The sequence below is a fragment of the Marinococcus sp. LNHM4E3-1 genome (assembly GCF_056034405.1).
Genome location: NZ_JBQLID010000011.1, coordinates 1 through 17,500, shown reverse-complemented (window position 1 = coordinate 17,500; position 17,500 = coordinate 1). Strand labels below are relative to the sequence as shown.

Sequence of the window (17,500 nt, the reverse complement as noted above, 5' to 3'; positions counted from 1 at the left end):
AGGGACCTTTTGCCATGTACTGTAGTCCTAATTTCAATGTATACGAATTCTATACCTTTATCGGGGGGGAATTAAAAGCTTTTTTCGGGATTCCCGGGCAATTCAAGAAGAATTTACCCTTCTCCGTGAATGCATATGCGACCAAACTCACTGGTCCTTTTACTTTGATTGCTCCTATGGATTTCGGTATGATGGATGCATTCATACCGTAGGAGGCAGGGCGATGCGCAAGACCATTTACATTCATGTAGGTTATCACAAAACAGCTACTACTTTTCTGCAGAAAAGCATTTATCCTAAATTGACGCACCAAATTACATATCTTTCCCGGGGGCATATACAGCCGGATTTGTACAAAATACGCCATAAAAAATTATCGGATAAAGCTACCAGTGATTTACGTAACGAATTTGAGTCAATGATGGAGACGGGAAAACCGCTCCTCATTTCGTACGAGGGTCTCTCCGGCAACCCATTGTCCACGAAAAAAAAGGTCAAAGACAACTACGCCATTTTAGAGGATCTCCGCCGGATTTTTCCTGAAAAAAGCTATGACGTGCATATTATTGTTGGAGTACGGCGGCAGCTTGATCTCCTCACTTCCCTTTACGTGCAGTATATTCACCAGGGCGGCTACAAGCAGGCCGCCGTCGTGTTTGAGGAGTGGGAGCAGCTGGGAGTACTCGACGGCTACTATTATTTCAGCTACATGGAGCGTGTCACGCAATTGTTTGGCAAAAACAACTATTATCTCATGCAGTACGAGCGGTTCCGGCAAAATGAAATGCAGGAAATTAAAGGACTTTTGCAGTATATGGGGATTGAAAAAATACCCTCCTACAGCAATACAAAAGTAAACCGGAGCTACGGCACCATGCAGGTGAAGGCTGCCAGAAAGATGAACTATTTTTTAAAAACTCCGTTTAATCCCGAAGCCCCTGTTCCAACAAAAAGAGGAAAGCCTCTATCCCGAAGGCTGTTGCAGAGCCGGGCAAGCTTTATGCTTCACCACCAAAAATATTTTCTCCCCGAGTCTCTTCAGAAGGTACTTCAGGCAAAGTACCAAAACGACAATCAACTGTTTTTTCATCATTACAGTATTGATTACACGAAGAAAGACATTTAAAAGACACAGTTTTCAACAACTGTTTTCCAACTTTCTTCTGTTTGTGATTAAACCGAACCTTTCCGGGGTAAGACTATTTAAACATCCTAAAGGAGGCTGAGATATGTATAAACGGGAATCCAGGGACTCAGCTGACAAGCCCAACCGTTTATTTTTAAAAATCACTAAAAAACCTCTTCTTTCTTCTTCAATTGTTTATGGTGTCATGCTGGCCACCATAGCGATTATTGGCATAGCTGGAAAAGACAAAAATTCAAATTAACAGTAACTCAAAAATAGTTAAAGGAGACCCGTTTGTTCCGGGTCTCCTTCTTTAATGTCCTGCCTGCCAAGGGCGCGGTGTCCGCTGTATGGTCCTTTGTTTTGCGGACAAATCCTTTTGCTGTACTGTTTTCGGCTGCATTCCGTTTTCAATCCTCGATTTTACTTTCGTATCCATCTTTGACAGGTTCACCGGCTGAAAGACTCTTCCGGCCACTGCCCCGCACATAGGGCACGGGGCTTCACTGACCCGGGCTCCTTTGGAGACAATCCAGCTTTCAAACGTACCGCACGTCCGGCATTCAAAGGTGAATTGGGCCATACTAATCAAGCTCCGGCAAAATATTTTTATAAAATATATCCTTAGGCAGGGCGAGCGTGCAGCAGGCATTCGGTATATCTACGACGCCTGCTACAGTGCCCTGTACCGGCGCAGTACCCAGGAGCATATAGGCCTGCTCGCCTGTGTAGCCGAGTGTTTTCAGAAAATCAATCGCATTCAGGCACGCATTCCTGTAAGCGACGTTAGCATCCAGGTAGGTCTGCGCTCCCGAGAACTCGTTCACCGACACGCCTTCAAAAACCAGAAATTCATTATAATGCGGCATGACTGGTCCTGGCTTAAAGACAGGATTGCGCTTAATACGGTGTTTTTCCATGCCGTTCTTTATCACGTGTACTTTCAGGTCAATCCAGCCGGGCATTTCAATGCCACCGCAGAACGTAATTTCTCCATCTCCCTGCGAGAAATGAAGATCTCCCACCGACAGCTTCGCTCCATCTACAAACACCGGAAAGTATACCCTTGATCCTTTCGAAAGGTTCTTGATGTCACAGTTTCCCCCATTTTCCCGGGGCGGGACGGTTCTTGCTCCTTCGGCGGCAACCCGTTCGAACTCTTCACCTTTGAGTTCACCAAGCACAACTGAATCCTTCGTTGGAAGATTCGCAAGCGGCGGCACCCGGTCAGGATTTGTATCCACCAGTTCCTTTTCCCTGCGGTTCCATTCATTCAGCATATCCTGTGAAGGAGCCACGCCGATCAGCCCCGGATGAATGATGCCTGCAAACTTTACATTCGGAACATGTCTCGAAGTCGCATAAATACCTTCAAAATCCCAAATGGATTTGGCTGCTTCCGGATAATGGTCCACTAAAAAGCTTCCGCCGTTTTCTTTGGCGAAAATACCGTTAAATCCCCATTCATGCGAGTGAAAAGTTCCGATATCCAAAATATCAACAACGAGCAGGTCCCCCTCCTCCACTCCATTCACGTGCACCGGCCCGCTTAGTACGTGCACACGATCGAGGTTCACATGTTTTATATCCGAAGGGTCATCATTGTTGCTGATCTGCCCGTCGGTCCAGTCCAGGCATTCCATACGGAATGTCTCTCCCGGTTCTACAGAAAAAGCGGCAGGAATATCCGGGTGCCAGCGGTTATGCCCCGGCGTCGTCTGCTGGTCCATTGTTTTATTGAGGTCTACTTCAAACAGTTTTTTCGGCATATAAAATCCTCCTGTTTATAAAGGTAGCCAGAGACACAGCATACGATGTTTAAATTTTCTGAATATATTAGATAAAAAAAAGGGGAAGGCTCTCCCCTTTTTTCTACTTCTTATGCTAAAGTAATCGACTCATCCGCATAGACGCTTTGCACAGAGCGGATAATCTCTATACCGTCCTTCATCGGACGCTGGAACGCTTTGCGTCCCATAATCAGTCCCATGCCGCCGGCACGCTTGTTAATTACCGCTGTTTTTACGGCATCCTCCAAATCCGATTCTGCAGAACCGCCGCCGGAATTGATTAAGCCAGCCCGTCCCATAAACGAGTTCATTACCTGATAACGGGTCAGGTCAATTGGATGGTCACTTGTCAGCTCTGAATAAACCTTGTCATGTGTTTTGCCGTAGCTGACAGCGGTGTAGCCGCCGTTGTTGGTCGGCATCTTTTGTTTCACAATATCAGCCTGCAGACTTGCTGATAAATGGATCGCCTGACTCGTCAGATCGGAGGCGGTGTGATAATCGGTGCCGTCTTTTTTAAAGCCAGGGTTACGAAGATAGGCCCAGAGAATGGTGCCAAGACCGAGCTGGTGAGCGCGTTCGAAGGCCTTCGATACTTCCTGGATCTGCCGGTCACTCTGCTCAGAACCAAAATAAATCGTCGCTCCAACCGCTACGGCCCCCATGTTATAGGCCTGTTCCACAGATCCAAACATGATTTGGTCATGTGTTTCCGGATACGTTAACAATTCATTGTGGTTAATTTTGGCAATGAAAGGGATTTTGTGCGCATAATCTCTTGCAATCGAGCCAAGTGCCCCGATCGTTGAAGCTACCGCATTACAGTTACTTTCCATCGCAAGCTTCACAATGTTTTCCGGGTCGAAATACATCGGGTTCGGAGCAAATGAAGCCCCTGCCGAATGCTCAATGCCCTGGTCTACCGGCAGAATGGACAGATAACCCGTTCCGCCAAGCTGTCCGTGATCAAACAGGCTCTGCAGGTTGCGCAGAACTACCGGAGAACGATCTGTCGATTTGTATACCCGGTCGACAAAATCAGGCCCCGGCACATAAAGGTTTTCTTTCGGCACCGTCTTGCTTTCATGATTTAATAAGTAATCCGCGTCTTGTCCTAATATTTCCTTCGTTGAAGCCATCATGATACCTCCTCACCATTTTAGGAAATTCTTCTTACCTAATTCCCTTTTTAGGGAAGAAAATAAACAAATTTTCGAAAGATTTTATGAAAGGATAAGCCTCCGAAAAATGTTTGTATGAATGATTTCCGCTTTAAGTATAAGACTTTTTAGGATTGTGACGATATATATAGCAAGTACTGCTTCTTAATTTAAACTTCTATAATGCAATCAACTTTTCCGCTGGAAAGGGCGTTTCTTATGAAAATAAATTATCTGTTTGTGATGTTTTTTTTGTATATGTTTCTCGGTATTTTCATAGGAGTCGGTTTTGCTGTTCTTATTCCGATGGTCATTCCCATACCCGGTTCTTTTTTACACATGTTTTATATCGCTTCGATTACAGCCGGTGTGGCACTCGGGCTTTTGAATTATTTTCTTTTCTTCAGCTTTGTACGCAGATGCATTTTTCACTTTCAGGCTGTATTGACCTCTGTGCGAAACGGAGACCTGAGCGCCCGAGCCTCCTTTCAAAGTACCGGAATGATCGGTCGTTTAAATGCTGATTTGAACCGTACTATCGCCCACCTCGAAACGACCAAAGAAATGGTTGGCCGCGACGATTTAACCAAGCTGCCCAACCGTGTTGCCCTGCAGCAGTTTTTTCAGAAAACCTCCGATGCAGAACTTCCTTATCTTCTTTATTTTATCGACATTGATCAATTTAAAACCGTTAATGATACTTACGGCCATGTGACCGGTGATCGTGTGCTTCAATTTACTGCCAGCAGAATTGCCAGCGCCTGCTTTCCGGAACAGCATCTTTATCGTTTAGGCGGAGATGAGTTTGTCATTATGGAAAGAATCCGAACAAAAAGCGGGAAAAGCACACAGCTGACCCAAAGCCGGATAGACCAGCAGCTCCGGGTTCCCTATACAGATGGGGAAAACACTTTTACGATCACCGTCAGCGTTGGAACTTACGAATCCCTGAATCAGCAGGAGGATTTCGCCGCCGTCCTACATAAAGCCGATCAGGCAATGTATAAAAACAAACGTCAAAATCAAGAAAATATACTTCCCTTAAGCGAGTAAATACGGGAAGCCTTATTCCGCCGAAAAATCCCTTCACAATTTCTTCATTTTTACAGTAACAATGACCTATACTTTTCAGCCTAATTTATATCGATAAATGTCTGTAGAGTTAATTCTTTTTATCTGCTTAATATTTCCATTCCATCATTCTCATAAAAAGCAGAAACAAAAGAACAGCAGCTGTATTTTTCGCAAGGGGGAAGTATTACTACATTAATTTAGAGGGGTGTATGGAATGAAGGAATGGTTTAACTTCAAAAGTCTTCGCGCAAAAATCTTAACCGGTTTTTTGTCACTTGTGGTGCTGGTAACAGCACTCGGGGTCTATAATTTTTACGCTAACAGTAAAGCGAATGCTGAAACAGAAGGTATCGTTGAGGAGCAGCTTCCGCTGTTAATCGCTGACGAAAAGCTTGCTTTTAATATGGCCCAGCGTGTTGCTTTATCACGTGGGTACGTTTTATTCGGCGACGAGGAATTCAAAAGCAGCTTCATGGAATATACCGAGGAGAGCGCTGCGCTGGAAGAGGAAACGCTTGCCAATTTCGAATCCGCTGAATTAGAAGCACTAACGGAACAAAGCATTGAATGGGAGCAGATTATTACCTCAGAAGTTTTTCCAGCCTATGAGGCAGGAAATGAAGAAGAAGCTAAACAAATTTTAAACACAGAAGCCAAACCGCTAGCCCGCGAGGTTATGACCGGCTTTGAAGAGTTAGCCACAGAGAGAGAAGGATTAATCACCACCGCAGGTGAGGAAATGCTTGAAAGCGGCAGGAATATGATGACCACCGGCACGATTGTTTCCCTGCTGGTTATCATTGCCGGAGTGGCAATTGCCTTTTTTATGGCGCGCACGATTTCTGCCCCGATTAAAGCGGTTATGCAGCGGATGCAGTCCATTGCAGATGGAGATTTGAGCCAGGATCCGATGCAGACTACCGCACGCGACGAAACCGGCAAGCTCGTACTCGCTGCCAACCAGATGAATGACAACATGGCCCAGCTGCTTGCACAAATTAAAACGATGTCCGCGAACGTATCGGGTCAGAGTCAGAATTTAACCCATTCTGCAAACGAGGTGAAAGCAGGATCCCAGCAGGTGGCAGTTACAATGGAGGAGCTTGCTTCCGGGGCAGAATCCCAGGCCACAAGTGCCAGCAGCATTGCCTCCTTAATGAGTGATTTTACAGAAAATGTTTCTGATGCCCATACGAAGGGCGAAGACGTCCGCAATGCCTCGACTCATATTTTGTCTATTACAAATGAAGGTCGCGAGCTGATGGATAATTCGGTTCATCAAATGGAAAAAATCGATGCTATCGTGAAAAATGCCGCTGTGAAAGTGGAAGGACTTGATAAACAGTCCCAGGAGATTTCAAAATTAGTGTCTGTCATTAATGATATTGCTAACCAGACCAACCTGCTTGCTTTAAATGCAGCCATTGAGGCTGCCCGGGCTGGCGAACAGGGGCGCGGCTTCGCCGTAGTCGCTGATGAAGTGCGGAAGCTGGCCGAGCAGGTCTCTGCTTCTATCACAGACATTACCGGCATCGTGGAGGGAATCCAGAACGAATCGTCTTCCGTCACTGCCTCTCTGCAGTCAGGCTATAAAGAAGTGGAAATCGGCACCACCCAGATCCAGACTACTGGCGAAACCTTTAATACAATTAATACTGCTATTCAGGAAATGGCAGAAAATCTTCAATCTGTTACTCAAAATCTGGCAGCCATCTCTTCAAGCAGTCAGGAAATCAACGCTTCTATTGAAGAAATAGCTTCAGTATCCGAGGAATCTGCTGCCGGCGTTGAACAGACAGCGGCTTCCGTCCAGCAGACGAGCAGCTCCATGGAGGAAGTTTCCGCTAATTCGGAAAACCTTAACGATCTTGCCCGCCAGTTGAACGCTGAAGTAGATAAATTTAAGCTGTAATACGAGTAAGAAGGCCCGGAGATTTTTTCTCCGGGCCTTCTTTGTTATTCAAGATCTGTTTTACGCTTCAGCGGCGTTACTGCCGGCCCTTCAATAACTTCTCCGTCGTAGGAAAATCTCGAACCATGGCACGGACAGTCCCAGCTCCGTTCTGCATTGTTCCAGGAGAGATCGCAGCCCATATGCGTACAGGTGGTGTCGACAACATACAGTCGGCCCGTTTCGTCCCTGTAAGCGCCCGCCTTTCCGTCTTCTGTATTAATTAAAGCTCCTTCATCATTTTCCAGGTTCTTTTCTTTATCCCCTCTGTTGGCCTTTCCTTTAATCATTTCTTTTCCTACGTCCATGTTTTCGGAAGCAAAGGATTGAATGTTTTTCTTTTTCAACTCGGAACGTGTTGGATCAAAAGCCTCCTTATACACATTTTCATTACCGAGTACATAATCGGCGAGCATCTTCCCTGCTGCTTCACTGTTACTCATGCCCCACTTCATAAATCCGGTGGCAGTAAAAATCTGTTCTTCCCCGGATGTCATTGGGCCCACATAGGGCATTTTATCCAGAGTGATCATATCCTGAGCCGACCAGCGGTAAGGGACCGTCTGCAGACCGAAGTACTCTTCACCAAAGCTGCGCAGTGCTTCATACCGTTCGAACGTATTCGTTTCATTTTTTCCGGACGTGTGTCCTTCCCCGCCAATTAAAAGCAGTTTCTCCCCGTTTTCATCCTTTGCTGTACGAAGCGACCGCGAAGGGGAATCTACACTGATATACATATGCTTTGGCATTGTCTGAACTTTTGCCCCTATGATGTAGGAACGCTCCACATGCAGACGACTGTAGTATTTTCCCATACCGTCGTTAAAAGGGAAATGACTTGTTACCAAAAGGTAGTCACTGGTAACCGTGCTGTCGTTGTTTGTATTGACCACTACTTTCCCATTGGCTTTATTCACATCAGCTGCACGTGTATTCTCGTACACACGCCCGCCAAGGCGGACTACCTCTTCAAGAAGGACCCGGTAATAATGCACTGGCTGAAACTGAGCCTGATCGCGGATAACGAGAGCCCGCTCGACAGCGTACGGAAGATCATGTTCGTCAGAAGCATCACCGCCGTTTACATTTAATAACCGGTACGCCTCCGCTTCCTTCTCCATCACTTTTTTCTGCTGCTCGCTTTTCGTATAAATAAAAGCGTCCCGCTCTTCCCATTCACAGTCAATATTAAGCTCAGTAACCCGCTTGCGCATATCGCTGATCGCCTGTTCGTTAGCTTCAAAGTACTGGCTGGTTTTTTCCCGGCCGTGATTCTGAATCAGCTCATCGTACACCATTCCGTGCTGGGAGGATATTTTTGCCGTTGTATTCCCGGTTGTACCTTCGAGCACCCTGCCCGCTTCCAGCAGCACCACCTTCGTTCCGGCCTTTGCTAAATAGTAGGCTGCTGTGATACCGGCTGCCCCGGCTCCTGTGATAGTCACTTCAGCCGTGTCTTCTCCACTATGTGCAGGCATGTGTGTAGTTTCGCTTTCCTTAAGCCATAAAGAATTCGGATATAAAGGGACATGTTTATTGTTAGTCATTGCAGTTCCTCCTTATAGTTATTCAGGCTGCCCGTGCTTCTTGCTGCTTGGGACGGGCCGCTTTATACCAGTGCCAGCAGAGAATCACCATAATGGCAATATCCACCGCATCGCCCCCGTAATACATCAGCATCGAACCTGCCCGAGCAGCTTCCTGACCAATTCCGGGCGGCGGAGATGTATATAAATACTTGGACAAAATACCGTGGCCTGCAAGGGCTGTTACAAGCACCCCGGACCGAAACAGAAAAGAATACCGGTGCGGGGCCGGATCGATATAAATAATAGAAGCTGTAAACACATATCCCGCTAAGAAAATATGAATATGAACAGTGGTATAAACGAGCACGGACTCATGCATCAAAGCGTACAATCCAGTCGTATACAAAAGCCATAGGCCGCCAATATTTAACACCGAAGCCGTCACCGGATGAGATACTATCGCCACAAAGCGGCTCCGCAATAATTTAGACAGCTTTTTCGCTGAAGGCACTGGGAGAGTTCGGAGAGCAAGCGTCACCGGCGCCGAGAGCACCATACAAAGCGGGGCCAGCATACCAAGCAGCAAATGGCCGGTCATATGAATGACAAAGGAATCATGAGCCATCCGGGGAATCGGCCCAAGCACCGAAATGACTGCCGACGCTGTACCGGCAGCAAACAGCCCAATGCGGTATACCGGCCATCCAGTGTCACGAAAGGCCGCAGCAAGATACAAGAGACAGACAACGACAAAAGGGGCTGCAAGCACGCCTTCTGCAAAATAATGTGAAGTAATCATCAGTTTATACAGCTGCTCTTTGCTTTTTTATCCGCGAAGTTTGTCTCCATACGATTATCCCGGCAACAAGCAGTACGAACGCGCTGATGTTCCACACCAGATCATATGGCAGAATATCTACCCCGTATCTTATTTGATGGATGCCCATCCACTTATGATGAACGATCCCGTCATACAGCTGAAAGAAGCCGACTCCGGTTAACATCCCCCCGATCCACCGGCGCAGCCAGAAGCTCTGCCGGCGCCGGAGATCAGCAAACATAAACAGGGCAGCTACTGTAGCAAACCAGCTGAATGCGTGAAAAAAACCATCTGAAACGATCCCGACAGCCGTGGTCGATAAATCATAAAAATGATGCCAGTTCAGAAGCTGATGAAAAACGGCTTCATCTATAAAAGCGATGAGCCCGAGACCGAAAAGAAAACCGGATAACAAGTTTCTTCCGGCGTAATTCGCCTGGTTTCTCCGAAGCATAGCTTCGTTTTTTTCTGACATGACTAAGCCTCCTACGTTACATATCTGTTTTCACACGATTGCTCGAAAAAAGCACGTGCGTGCCCAGATAAAAATGAAACATATATTCTGCTGTTCCCATCAGCACAGCGGCTGTTATTGCTGCAAGCAGCACCGGGCCTGAAAAGGAAATTACAGCACCTGCAATTAAAATAATCACAAACACAAGAACGGCATCCCCAATCGCTGCGATCAGGCTTTTTACACGGGGGAGCAGCATTAGATCACCGAACGGATAGCTGATTGCGCCGATAATAATAGTGAGCACCAGCACACTCCATACAGAGACCCCGTTTGCGATACCGAGCACCAAAAATAACAGAGCCGCCGTCATCACTCCTTTTCCGGTTAATGCTTTAATGTGTTTCATGTTCTCCTCCTTTCTGAAGCCGGTTTATAAAACGCAAAAAGCCAGGGAAAGACGTATCTCTTTTCCTGGCTTACCGCAAGGCTTACTCCCGCGATTGCTGCCTTTTTTTATTCAGTTAATGCTGGGCTATCCCTCTATTTCCTTAAAACGCATTTACATAAACGCTCTTTTAATCACTCGAGCTAGCGCTTTGCGAGTGAGCACCAGGCTTAAGAGGTGGATATATTCTTCTTTCGTTCTATTATGACTGGAAAAGATACTGCAGTTTTTCAAGCGACTTTTCGGCATATTCATTAACACAATCTATTCTGGACTTTTTTTCTTCTGAAGGAAATACATTCAATTCCGGTGCCAGGCATTCTACTGTAATCGTTCCATCGTACCCAGTTTCTTTAATAGCCTCAGCGATCGCCTCCCAGGGAAGTCTTCCGTACCCGAGGCCCTGCCGATTAGTATCTGCCACATGTATATGGCTGAGGGCTGGGCCCAGATGATGAAAAGGCTTCTTCATGCTGCTCTCCTCAATGTTCATGTGAAAAGTATCGAGCATCGTCGTCACAAATGGATGTCCGGTTTCTTCCACGAGCATAAGCGCCTGCCATCCGGTATTAATGATACAACTTTCGTAACGATTTAACGGCTCAATGACCAGAGCAATGTTTCTTTCTTCTGCATAGGGAGCTATTTCCTGAAGTGATAAAACGGCTGCTTCCCATTCTTCCTTGCCGTTTCCTTCCGGCACTGATTTGCCCGGGGCACACGGGGAAAGCACCATATATTCTGCACCGGCCCGGTACGCCCGGCTAATCTGTTCTTTAAAATAATTTACAGCTGTTTTTCGCATAGTTGGATCAATCTGTGATAAATCTGTTTCTTTCCGCGGCCATCCTGCATCCGCACACAGGCCCCGGATACGGATCCCGAGGGCTTCCGCCTGCTGGATTAATTCCTCCCAGTTATAGTCCTTCGCGTGAATTTCAATTTCATCGTACCCTATGGAAGCTGCGTCACGCATTGTCTGTTCAATTGGCTGGTCTCCAAAGATCCAGCTGCATATCGAAAATTTCATCTCGTTCTCCCCTTCACTATTATGCCTGCCTTCTAATATATTCCTTACCCAGCTCTCCTGTAAGCATGTTTTTAACCAAATATAAAACAAAAAAACCAGCGGTTTGTCACCGCTGGTCCTACTTAAACGTCTTCTGAAAAAACATGTCCGCCGATTTCATAATCAACTGTCTTCGTTTCCCAGAGCCAGTTGTCTTTCGGCACATCTTCACTCCAGAAAAACAATGAATCCCCTACCGGCTCCGATCCATTCAGAGCCTCTTCCGTTGCTTCTTCTGCACGCTCGGAAGGGGATTCTTCTATGCTTCCGTTAGCTACTACCTGGAATTGATTTTCTTCGTAAATGACACTTTCGACATCGTCTGGGAAGGTTTCAGATTCAATGCGGTTCAAAATAACACTTGCCACGGCCACCATGCCTTCAAAAGATTCATCTTTGGCTTCTGCATGAACGGCCCGTTCAAGCAGTTCTTCATTTTCCACCTCAGGCACTTCGCTCGAGGCGACTCTTTCTTCTTCCGGCTCCTGTTCAGGTGCCTCTGCTTCCTGTTCTGTCTCTTCTTCTGCAGCCTGTTGTTTTTTTTCTGCTTCCTGCTCGGCTATCTGGCTTCGTTCGTGCACATTGTAGACTAAGAAGCCTAGCACAGCGGCAAAAACAGCTAGCGATCCCATTACGGTGTAAATAGAATACTGCCTGGACATCGTAATCACCCTTTATCAGTGAGGCAAGATTATTGTTCCTATAATGGCGGCAAATGACAGGTCTGTCATCATTTTACCACTTCTCTTCAAGGAATAATAATTTCCACTGACGGCGTATCCGGCTGTTTTTTGCTGTAATACGGGAAGAAAAGTCATAGGCACAGAAAGAGGCATTGTAATTCCACGATAAAGGCATAGACGCCTTCCTGCGTCTTTTTTAAGAGGAAGATTCCTCACGTTTTTCCGATTTCGCACGTTCATTGCGAATACGCTGACGGTAGCCGTAGGTCGCTTTGAGCACCGTTTCTTCACTTTCAAGCCCTGCCCCAAGAGCGCCTCCAAGCGTAGCTACCGTGCAGGCAAGCCAGGATATTTTCAGGTACGTCGCAAATGTTACGGCCCCCTGTAAATTCAGTGCCAGCTGAGAGCCTGGAATAAACAGCAGAGAAACAACTAAAAACATCAAAAATAGAATAATATAATAATGAATAATGGCAATTCCGATGGTAGAAGCTGTAGCTTTATTGTAGGAACGGACTAAAAATTTAGATTCTGCCTTTGACTCTTTTTCCCACAAACCATGGGCAGCAATAAACCATACAGTCATAGCCACCATGGCCGTAAACATAACAGCAAGAAAGCGCCAAAAGCCATAGGTGTCGCTCAGCATCCAGAAACTAGGAAAAATCAGCCCATAAGCTCCGGTAGCAAAAGCTAAAGCAATCACACGCTTAAAGGCCGGAAAAATCGTCCAGGGCCGGTTTGCCAGCACCATGCCGGAAAGCAGCCTCGTGCGCCCTCTCATATTCAGGTTAGCGTAGAAGCGGACATGCTGGCTTTCTTCTTCATTAGAATACACCGTCCGTTTAATTGGGGAAAAGCGCTCATACAAACGGCTGCCCATCAGCTCTCTCGATCCTCTTCCCCGGACCTGATAGGAATGTTCTTCTTCATGATCCTCAAGCTGCTCCTGATTTTCTGCGATACGCTCATTCTGCCGTTCGCGGTCTTCCTCCAGGCTTCCATGGTGCATTTCATTTACAAGCTGCATCATTGCCTCACGGACACGCTTTCTCATTGGCATTGCCCCTAGAGAGGGCAGGGAAATAAGGCCAATCTCCCGGTCTGAACTGGCATCAGCTATCACCAGTTTTTTGCCGTCTATAATTGGAAGGTCCGTAAAGCAGAGAGCATAATCCCATTCATTCTTTTGTTTATGTTTTTGTGCTTCCTCAATCACAGGCTCTGATTTTTCTATCACCCCGGCAAAAGGATCAAGAATCACTTCCACTTCCCAGCTTCTCCGGTCATCTACATAGTTTTTGAGCAAATCCGGCAGTTCTTCTGCCATCTCGTCGCAAATTTCCTTCGGCAGCTCCGGGGCGGCTATCAGCCCGAGTGTATAGCTGTCCGGCGAATGTTTGTTTTTTTTCGAAGCCATTGATACTCCTCCTTCCTCTGCACTGTCTTAGAAATAAGGCCAAAGATACAGTATCATACTTTCGCCTTTTTCCAAATGCACATATTTTTCTATTATGCACATGTTATAGATAAAAGAAAATGAGGAATATTTCTTTTAGGTTCAATATAATACAAGGAGGTGAACCGGAGCCAAGTGCTTCGGCCGCTATGAAGCTTACAGAAACCATTCACGTACTCGAGCTTTCCGTGCCCCGTGGAAAGGATACCATGGTATTACACTTAACCCTCATAAATAACGATGGCCACCTGATTCTCTTTGACACAGGCATGCCCGGATACGAAGAAGAAATATACGAATTGATACGACAGGAAAATTTAAACCCCGATCACCTTGATACTGTTATTTTAACCCATCAGGACATTGATCACATCGGGAGCCTCCCGGAAATTCTTCACGACCATCCCAACCTGCGTGTCCTCATGCATTCTGAAGACAAACCGTACGTAGACGGGGAAGAACCGTTGATTAAATTCAGCAGTAATGCCAAAGCAAACCTGATCGACACCCTTCCGGAGGAAAAGAGGGACCGGGTTGGTTATATGCTCGATAAGAATGAACCCTCGCTCATCAATGAAACTATGGAAGAGGGAGATAAACCTGTGGCGGGGCTGACCGCAGTGCATACGCCCGGACATGCTCCCGGGCATATCAGCCTGTATCACGAAAACAGCCATACGCTTATTGCCGGCGATGCTTTGACTGCTGAAGACGGCGAGCTTTTCGGACCCCGGGCAGAAGTTACGCCAGACATGGAACAAGCCCACCGTTCTCTAGAAAAACTGCTCGATTTCGATATGACGACCGTAATTTGTTATCACGGAGGCGTAGTACACGGAGACATTAATCAAAAAATCCGGGGAATCTTATCCTAAACGAAAAAAAGCACCTCCGCAGCTAGCGGGGGTGCTTTCGTTTGTGCTTTGATTAAGAGTTTTCGATATCCTCCCGGATCCGCTGCCGGCGCTCTTCTTCCTCCCGAAGTCTCGTTTCCTTGTAATCCTTTCGTACGGATTTCAGTAAGGAAATAGCGGAGATGAACAGGACAATAGAGAATGGCAGGGCCCCGATAAGAGAAACTGTCTGCAGTCCGTCAAGACCGGCACTGATAATCAGTACAGTAGCCAAACCGGCGATCAATGCGCCCCAGATTACTTTTAAGAGCATTGATGGGTTCGTATCCCCGTTGGATGTCATCATGCCCAGCACAAATGTGGCAGAGTCTGCTGAGGTTACCAGGAATGTAAACAGCAGGCATATCGACAGTATGGAGAGCAGAGTGCCAAGCGGTATGTTATCGAGCATGGCAAACATGGCCCGTGTCGTATCCTCCGCAACAATGCCCGCTATATCTGTGCCGTGGAATAAATCCAGGTTGATCGCAGTGCCGCCGAAAATACCAATCCAGATCATCCCGATAAACGGCGGAGCAACCATAACGCCAAGGACGAATTCCCGGAGCGTGCGCCCTTTAGAAATACGGGCTACGAACATCCCTACAAATGGAGACCAGGCAATCGTCCAGGCCCAGTAATAAATCGGCCAGTCCTGCACCCAGGTGCCGTCTGTATAGTTTTCCATACGCAGACTTGCCTGGAAGAAGTTTTGAACATAATCACCGAGACCCATGGTAATTGTTTCAAAAATAAAGCCTGTAGGACCGATAAACAATACAGCTATCATTAAAAACAAAGCCAGACCGAGGTTTACATTACTCAAATATTTTATTCCACGGTCCAGACCAGAGATGGTCGAAACCATAAAAGCTACAAACATGACGGCTACAATAGTAAACTGAGTCGTCGAGCTGGCAGGAATACTGAACACACTATTGAGGCCCCCGCTGATCTGCAGAACACTCAAACCAAGCGTAGTAGCCACCCCCATTACTGTAGCGATAACAGCAATGATGTCCACGCCATTACGGAAGCCTTTGCGGAGCGGGCGGGTGCCGTCCCCGATAACACCGTTCATTGTGTCACTGATAAGACTCCGCTCTTCCTGACGGTATAAAAAGTAGGAAATCGCAAGTCCCACAAATGTAAATGACGCCCACTGGTGGATGCCGTTGTTAAAAAATGCGTTCCACATTGCTTCCCTTGCCGCTTCCGGTGTCCCGGGATCTACGCTCGTCCAGGGAGGGGGAGTCTGAAAGTGGGTCATCGGTTCTGCCACACCCCAGAAAACGATACTTACACCAAATCCACAGCTGAAAAGCATCGCGATCCAGGTGAAAAAAGGGTATTTCGGCCGGGCATCGTCGCCCCCGAGTCTGACACGCCCGTACTTACTAAACGCCATATAAAAGTTAAATAAGATCAGAAAAAGCACAAACAGTAAATAGAACCAGCCGAACGTATCAGCAATAAAGCCGTATGTAAATTCGGCTTGTGCCTGCAGGGCCTGTGGTGCTAATGCCCCCCACAATGCAAATACAAAAATAATGATAAAAGAAATGAAAAAGATACTGTTGAGAAATTTAAATTTTTTCTCTTTTTCACTCATGATGCCTTCCTCCTTTCTTTGCTTAGGGAAACGAATTAACGAAACTTTAACATATAAGGCCTTCCAACAACAGTTAGTTCCAAAAAAACTCTTGGAAATAGTATTAGGATCAAAGAACTAATGTGAAGCAGCCTTTGGTTTGATTTACCCGAATTATCTTGCAAATAATACACAAATTCACTGATTTAAGGAATTTTTCAATGAATTTTCTTAATTTTCATGACTATTTCACTAATTATTCATTTATTGGCGTCGTAAATGTCAAAAATATCATGTACAATGAATATAGAATATAACTCATCAAAGAGCGGCATAAAACGAACTGCATTTGTCCTATTTCCTCTTTCCAGCTTTAGGTTTCAGGCAGGATACCCCTGCTAATTCACTATATTAGGAGGTTGTTCTATGCACACAATGAACGTTGTATTAGTGGCTGTCGACGGATCCGAGCAGGCTGAATATGCTTTTGAGACCGCTCTCCCTATTGCTAAAGCGCAGGAAGCCCAGCTTATAATTGCGAGGGTGATTAATAAAAACGCCTATCAGCCGATGAGCAGTTACGCTCCTTCCATTATTGAAAAAGTACAGGAGGATGCCAATGAACTGCTGGCAAAATACAAAAAACAGGCAGAAGAAGCAGGCATCACAGATGTAACTGTAGAGCTTTTATACGGATCTCCCAAAACGAAAATCATTCGTGATATCGTACCGAAATACCATGTGGATTTAATAGTTACCGGGGCGACCGGCTTAAACGCTGTAGAAAAAATATTCATGGGCAGTGTATCCGAGCACATTGCAAAAGCGGCACCCTGCAGTGTCATGGTGGTCCGTTCTTAAAATTAAAGCTTTTAAAAGCAGCAGGCAAAAATTGCCGCTGCTTTTTTTTGAAAATTTATGTTTATTCCTTTTGTGAGCGGGAACAGTTTAAGTGTCCCCGATAGATTGAGGGGTAAAAAAATATATGCATGGTGGAAATGTTTGGACAATAGCGCCTAAAACATAAGCCAGAAAAGACCTGTCTCTTTTCTGGCTTTTTTGCGTGCAAAAGCCGATTTACTCCTCTCCCGGGCTTATTGTTCTTTTGTTTTCGCTATGCATTATTTTCATCTTTTGTTCTATATGCAACCAGGCATGAAGCCGGTGCACAAAAAGAATCATTATTTTTTCCACATCCACTTTAAAGCGGGATTCTACAGCCCGCACTCATTCTGTATTTTAAAAATTTTTAGGAGGACTTGAAAATGGCAATCGATAAGTATCCATCCAGACAGGGCGATCATAAGGAAATCATGGACCGGAAGGACCCTGTTGTTCACGGCGGTTCGGATTTTGACGGCCCGCTGCAAAAGGAAGAACTGGACTTTTACGACGAGAACGGCTACCTCATGCTCCAGAAGCTGTTTACCGATGAGGAAGTTGAAATGATGAA

Annotated in this window: 17 protein-coding genes and 1 pseudogene; 7 read left to right on the top strand and 11 right to left on the bottom strand. The window is 46.1% G+C overall.

Annotated features, from left to right (window positions below):
* The first annotated feature begins 223 nt into the window (after nt 1–223).
* On the top strand, nt 224–1,126 hold the full coding sequence (locus tag ACTRXI_RS12050) for a sulfotransferase domain-containing protein (protein WP_474262841.1): 903 nt from the start codon (nt 224–226) through the stop codon (nt 1,124–1,126).
* 103 nt (nt 1,127–1,229) lie between these two features.
* On the top strand, nt 1,230–1,388 hold the full coding sequence (locus ACTRXI_RS12045; RefSeq protein WP_474262839.1) for a hypothetical protein: 159 nt from the start codon (nt 1,230–1,232) through the stop codon (nt 1,386–1,388).
* A gap of 51 nt (nt 1,389–1,439) precedes the next feature.
* Here the strand turns inward: ACTRXI_RS12045 and ACTRXI_RS12040 are convergent, their stop codons facing one another.
* The 3 genes from ACTRXI_RS12040 to ACTRXI_RS12030 form a co-directional block, all read right to left on the bottom strand.
* Nucleotides 1,440–1,709, bottom strand: a complete 270-nt coding sequence (locus ACTRXI_RS12040) for an FmdB family zinc ribbon protein (RefSeq protein ID WP_474262837.1) — start codon at nt 1,707–1,709, stop codon at nt 1,440–1,442.
* Between the two features lies 1 nt (nt 1,710).
* A complete protein-coding gene (fmdA, locus tag ACTRXI_RS12035; protein WP_322526265.1) occupies nt 1,711–2,895 on the bottom strand; it encodes a formamidase in 1,185 nt (394 codons plus the stop codon).
* A gap of 110 nt (nt 2,896–3,005) precedes the next feature.
* On the bottom strand, nt 3,006–4,055 hold the full coding sequence (locus ACTRXI_RS12030; protein ID WP_474262835.1) for a class I fructose-bisphosphate aldolase: 1,050 nt from the start codon (nt 4,053–4,055) through the stop codon (nt 3,006–3,008).
* A gap of 240 nt (nt 4,056–4,295) precedes the next feature.
* On the opposite strand from ACTRXI_RS12030, the gene ACTRXI_RS12025 reads away from it, so the two are divergent.
* Nucleotides 4,296–5,129, top strand: coding sequence for a GGDEF domain-containing protein (locus ACTRXI_RS12025; protein ID WP_474262833.1), 834 nt, complete (start codon nt 4,296–4,298; stop codon nt 5,127–5,129).
* A 235-nt stretch (nt 5,130–5,364) separates the two neighbouring features.
* Complete coding sequence (locus ACTRXI_RS12020) at nt 5,365–7,062, top strand: methyl-accepting chemotaxis protein (protein WP_474262831.1); 1,698 nt, start codon at nt 5,365–5,367, stop codon at nt 7,060–7,062.
* A 44-nt stretch (nt 7,063–7,106) separates the two neighbouring features.
* Here the strand turns inward: ACTRXI_RS12020 and ACTRXI_RS12015 are convergent, their stop codons facing one another.
* The 7 genes from ACTRXI_RS12015 to ACTRXI_RS11985 all read right to left on the bottom strand — a co-directional run bounded on the left by ACTRXI_RS12015 (nt 7,107) and on the right by ACTRXI_RS11985 (nt 13,524).
* Nucleotides 7,107–8,648 carry an FAD-dependent oxidoreductase gene (locus tag ACTRXI_RS12015; RefSeq protein ID WP_474262829.1) on the bottom strand — a complete coding sequence of 514 codons (1,542 nt, stop codon included), beginning with the start codon at nt 8,646–8,648 and terminating at the stop codon, nt 7,107–7,109.
* A 22-nt stretch (nt 8,649–8,670) separates the two neighbouring features.
* A complete protein-coding gene (locus ACTRXI_RS12010; protein WP_474262827.1) occupies nt 8,671–9,429 on the bottom strand; it encodes a cytochrome c oxidase assembly protein in 759 nt (252 codons plus the stop codon).
* Between the two features lie 4 nt (nt 9,430–9,433).
* Nucleotides 9,434–9,925, bottom strand: coding sequence for a DUF2243 domain-containing protein (locus ACTRXI_RS12005; protein ID WP_474262825.1), 492 nt, complete (start codon nt 9,923–9,925; stop codon nt 9,434–9,436).
* A 16-nt stretch (nt 9,926–9,941) separates the two neighbouring features.
* Nucleotides 9,942–10,313, bottom strand: coding sequence for a DUF2512 family protein (locus ACTRXI_RS12000; RefSeq protein ID WP_474262823.1), 372 nt, complete (start codon nt 10,311–10,313; stop codon nt 9,942–9,944).
* 241 nt (nt 10,314–10,554) lie between these two features.
* Nucleotides 10,555–11,382 carry a sugar phosphate isomerase/epimerase family protein gene (locus tag ACTRXI_RS11995; protein WP_474262821.1) on the bottom strand — a complete coding sequence of 276 codons (828 nt, stop codon included), beginning with the start codon at nt 11,380–11,382 and terminating at the stop codon, nt 10,555–10,557.
* Nucleotides 11,383–11,504: 122 nt separating this feature from the next.
* Nucleotides 11,505–12,083, bottom strand: a complete 579-nt coding sequence (locus ACTRXI_RS11990; protein WP_474262819.1) for a cell wall hydrolase — start codon at nt 12,081–12,083, stop codon at nt 11,505–11,507.
* 217 nt (nt 12,084–12,300) lie between these two features.
* The gene (locus ACTRXI_RS11985) at nt 12,301–13,524 is read right to left on the bottom strand and encodes a hypothetical protein (protein WP_474262817.1); all 1,224 of its coding nucleotides are present in this window, start codon (nt 13,522–13,524) and stop codon (nt 12,301–12,303) included.
* Nucleotides 13,525–13,712: 188 nt separating this feature from the next.
* Between ACTRXI_RS11985 and ACTRXI_RS11980 the strand changes: the two genes are divergently transcribed.
* A complete protein-coding gene (locus tag ACTRXI_RS11980) occupies nt 13,713–14,438 on the top strand; it encodes an MBL fold metallo-hydrolase (RefSeq protein WP_474262815.1) in 726 nt (241 codons plus the stop codon).
* Between the two features lie 52 nt (nt 14,439–14,490).
* Here the strand turns inward: ACTRXI_RS11980 and ACTRXI_RS11975 are convergent, their stop codons facing one another.
* Nucleotides 14,491–16,068 carry a BCCT family transporter gene (locus ACTRXI_RS11975; protein ID WP_474262813.1) on the bottom strand — a complete coding sequence of 526 codons (1,578 nt, stop codon included), beginning with the start codon at nt 16,066–16,068 and terminating at the stop codon, nt 14,491–14,493.
* Nucleotides 16,069–16,473: 405 nt separating this feature from the next.
* Between ACTRXI_RS11975 and ACTRXI_RS11970 the strand changes: the two genes are divergently transcribed.
* Complete coding sequence (locus ACTRXI_RS11970) at nt 16,474–16,908, top strand: universal stress protein (RefSeq protein WP_474262811.1); 435 nt, start codon at nt 16,474–16,476, stop codon at nt 16,906–16,908.
* Nucleotides 16,909–17,312: 404 nt separating this feature from the next.
* Nucleotides 17,313–17,500: pseudogene (locus ACTRXI_RS11965) on the top strand (ectoine hydroxylase); the annotation flags it as partial.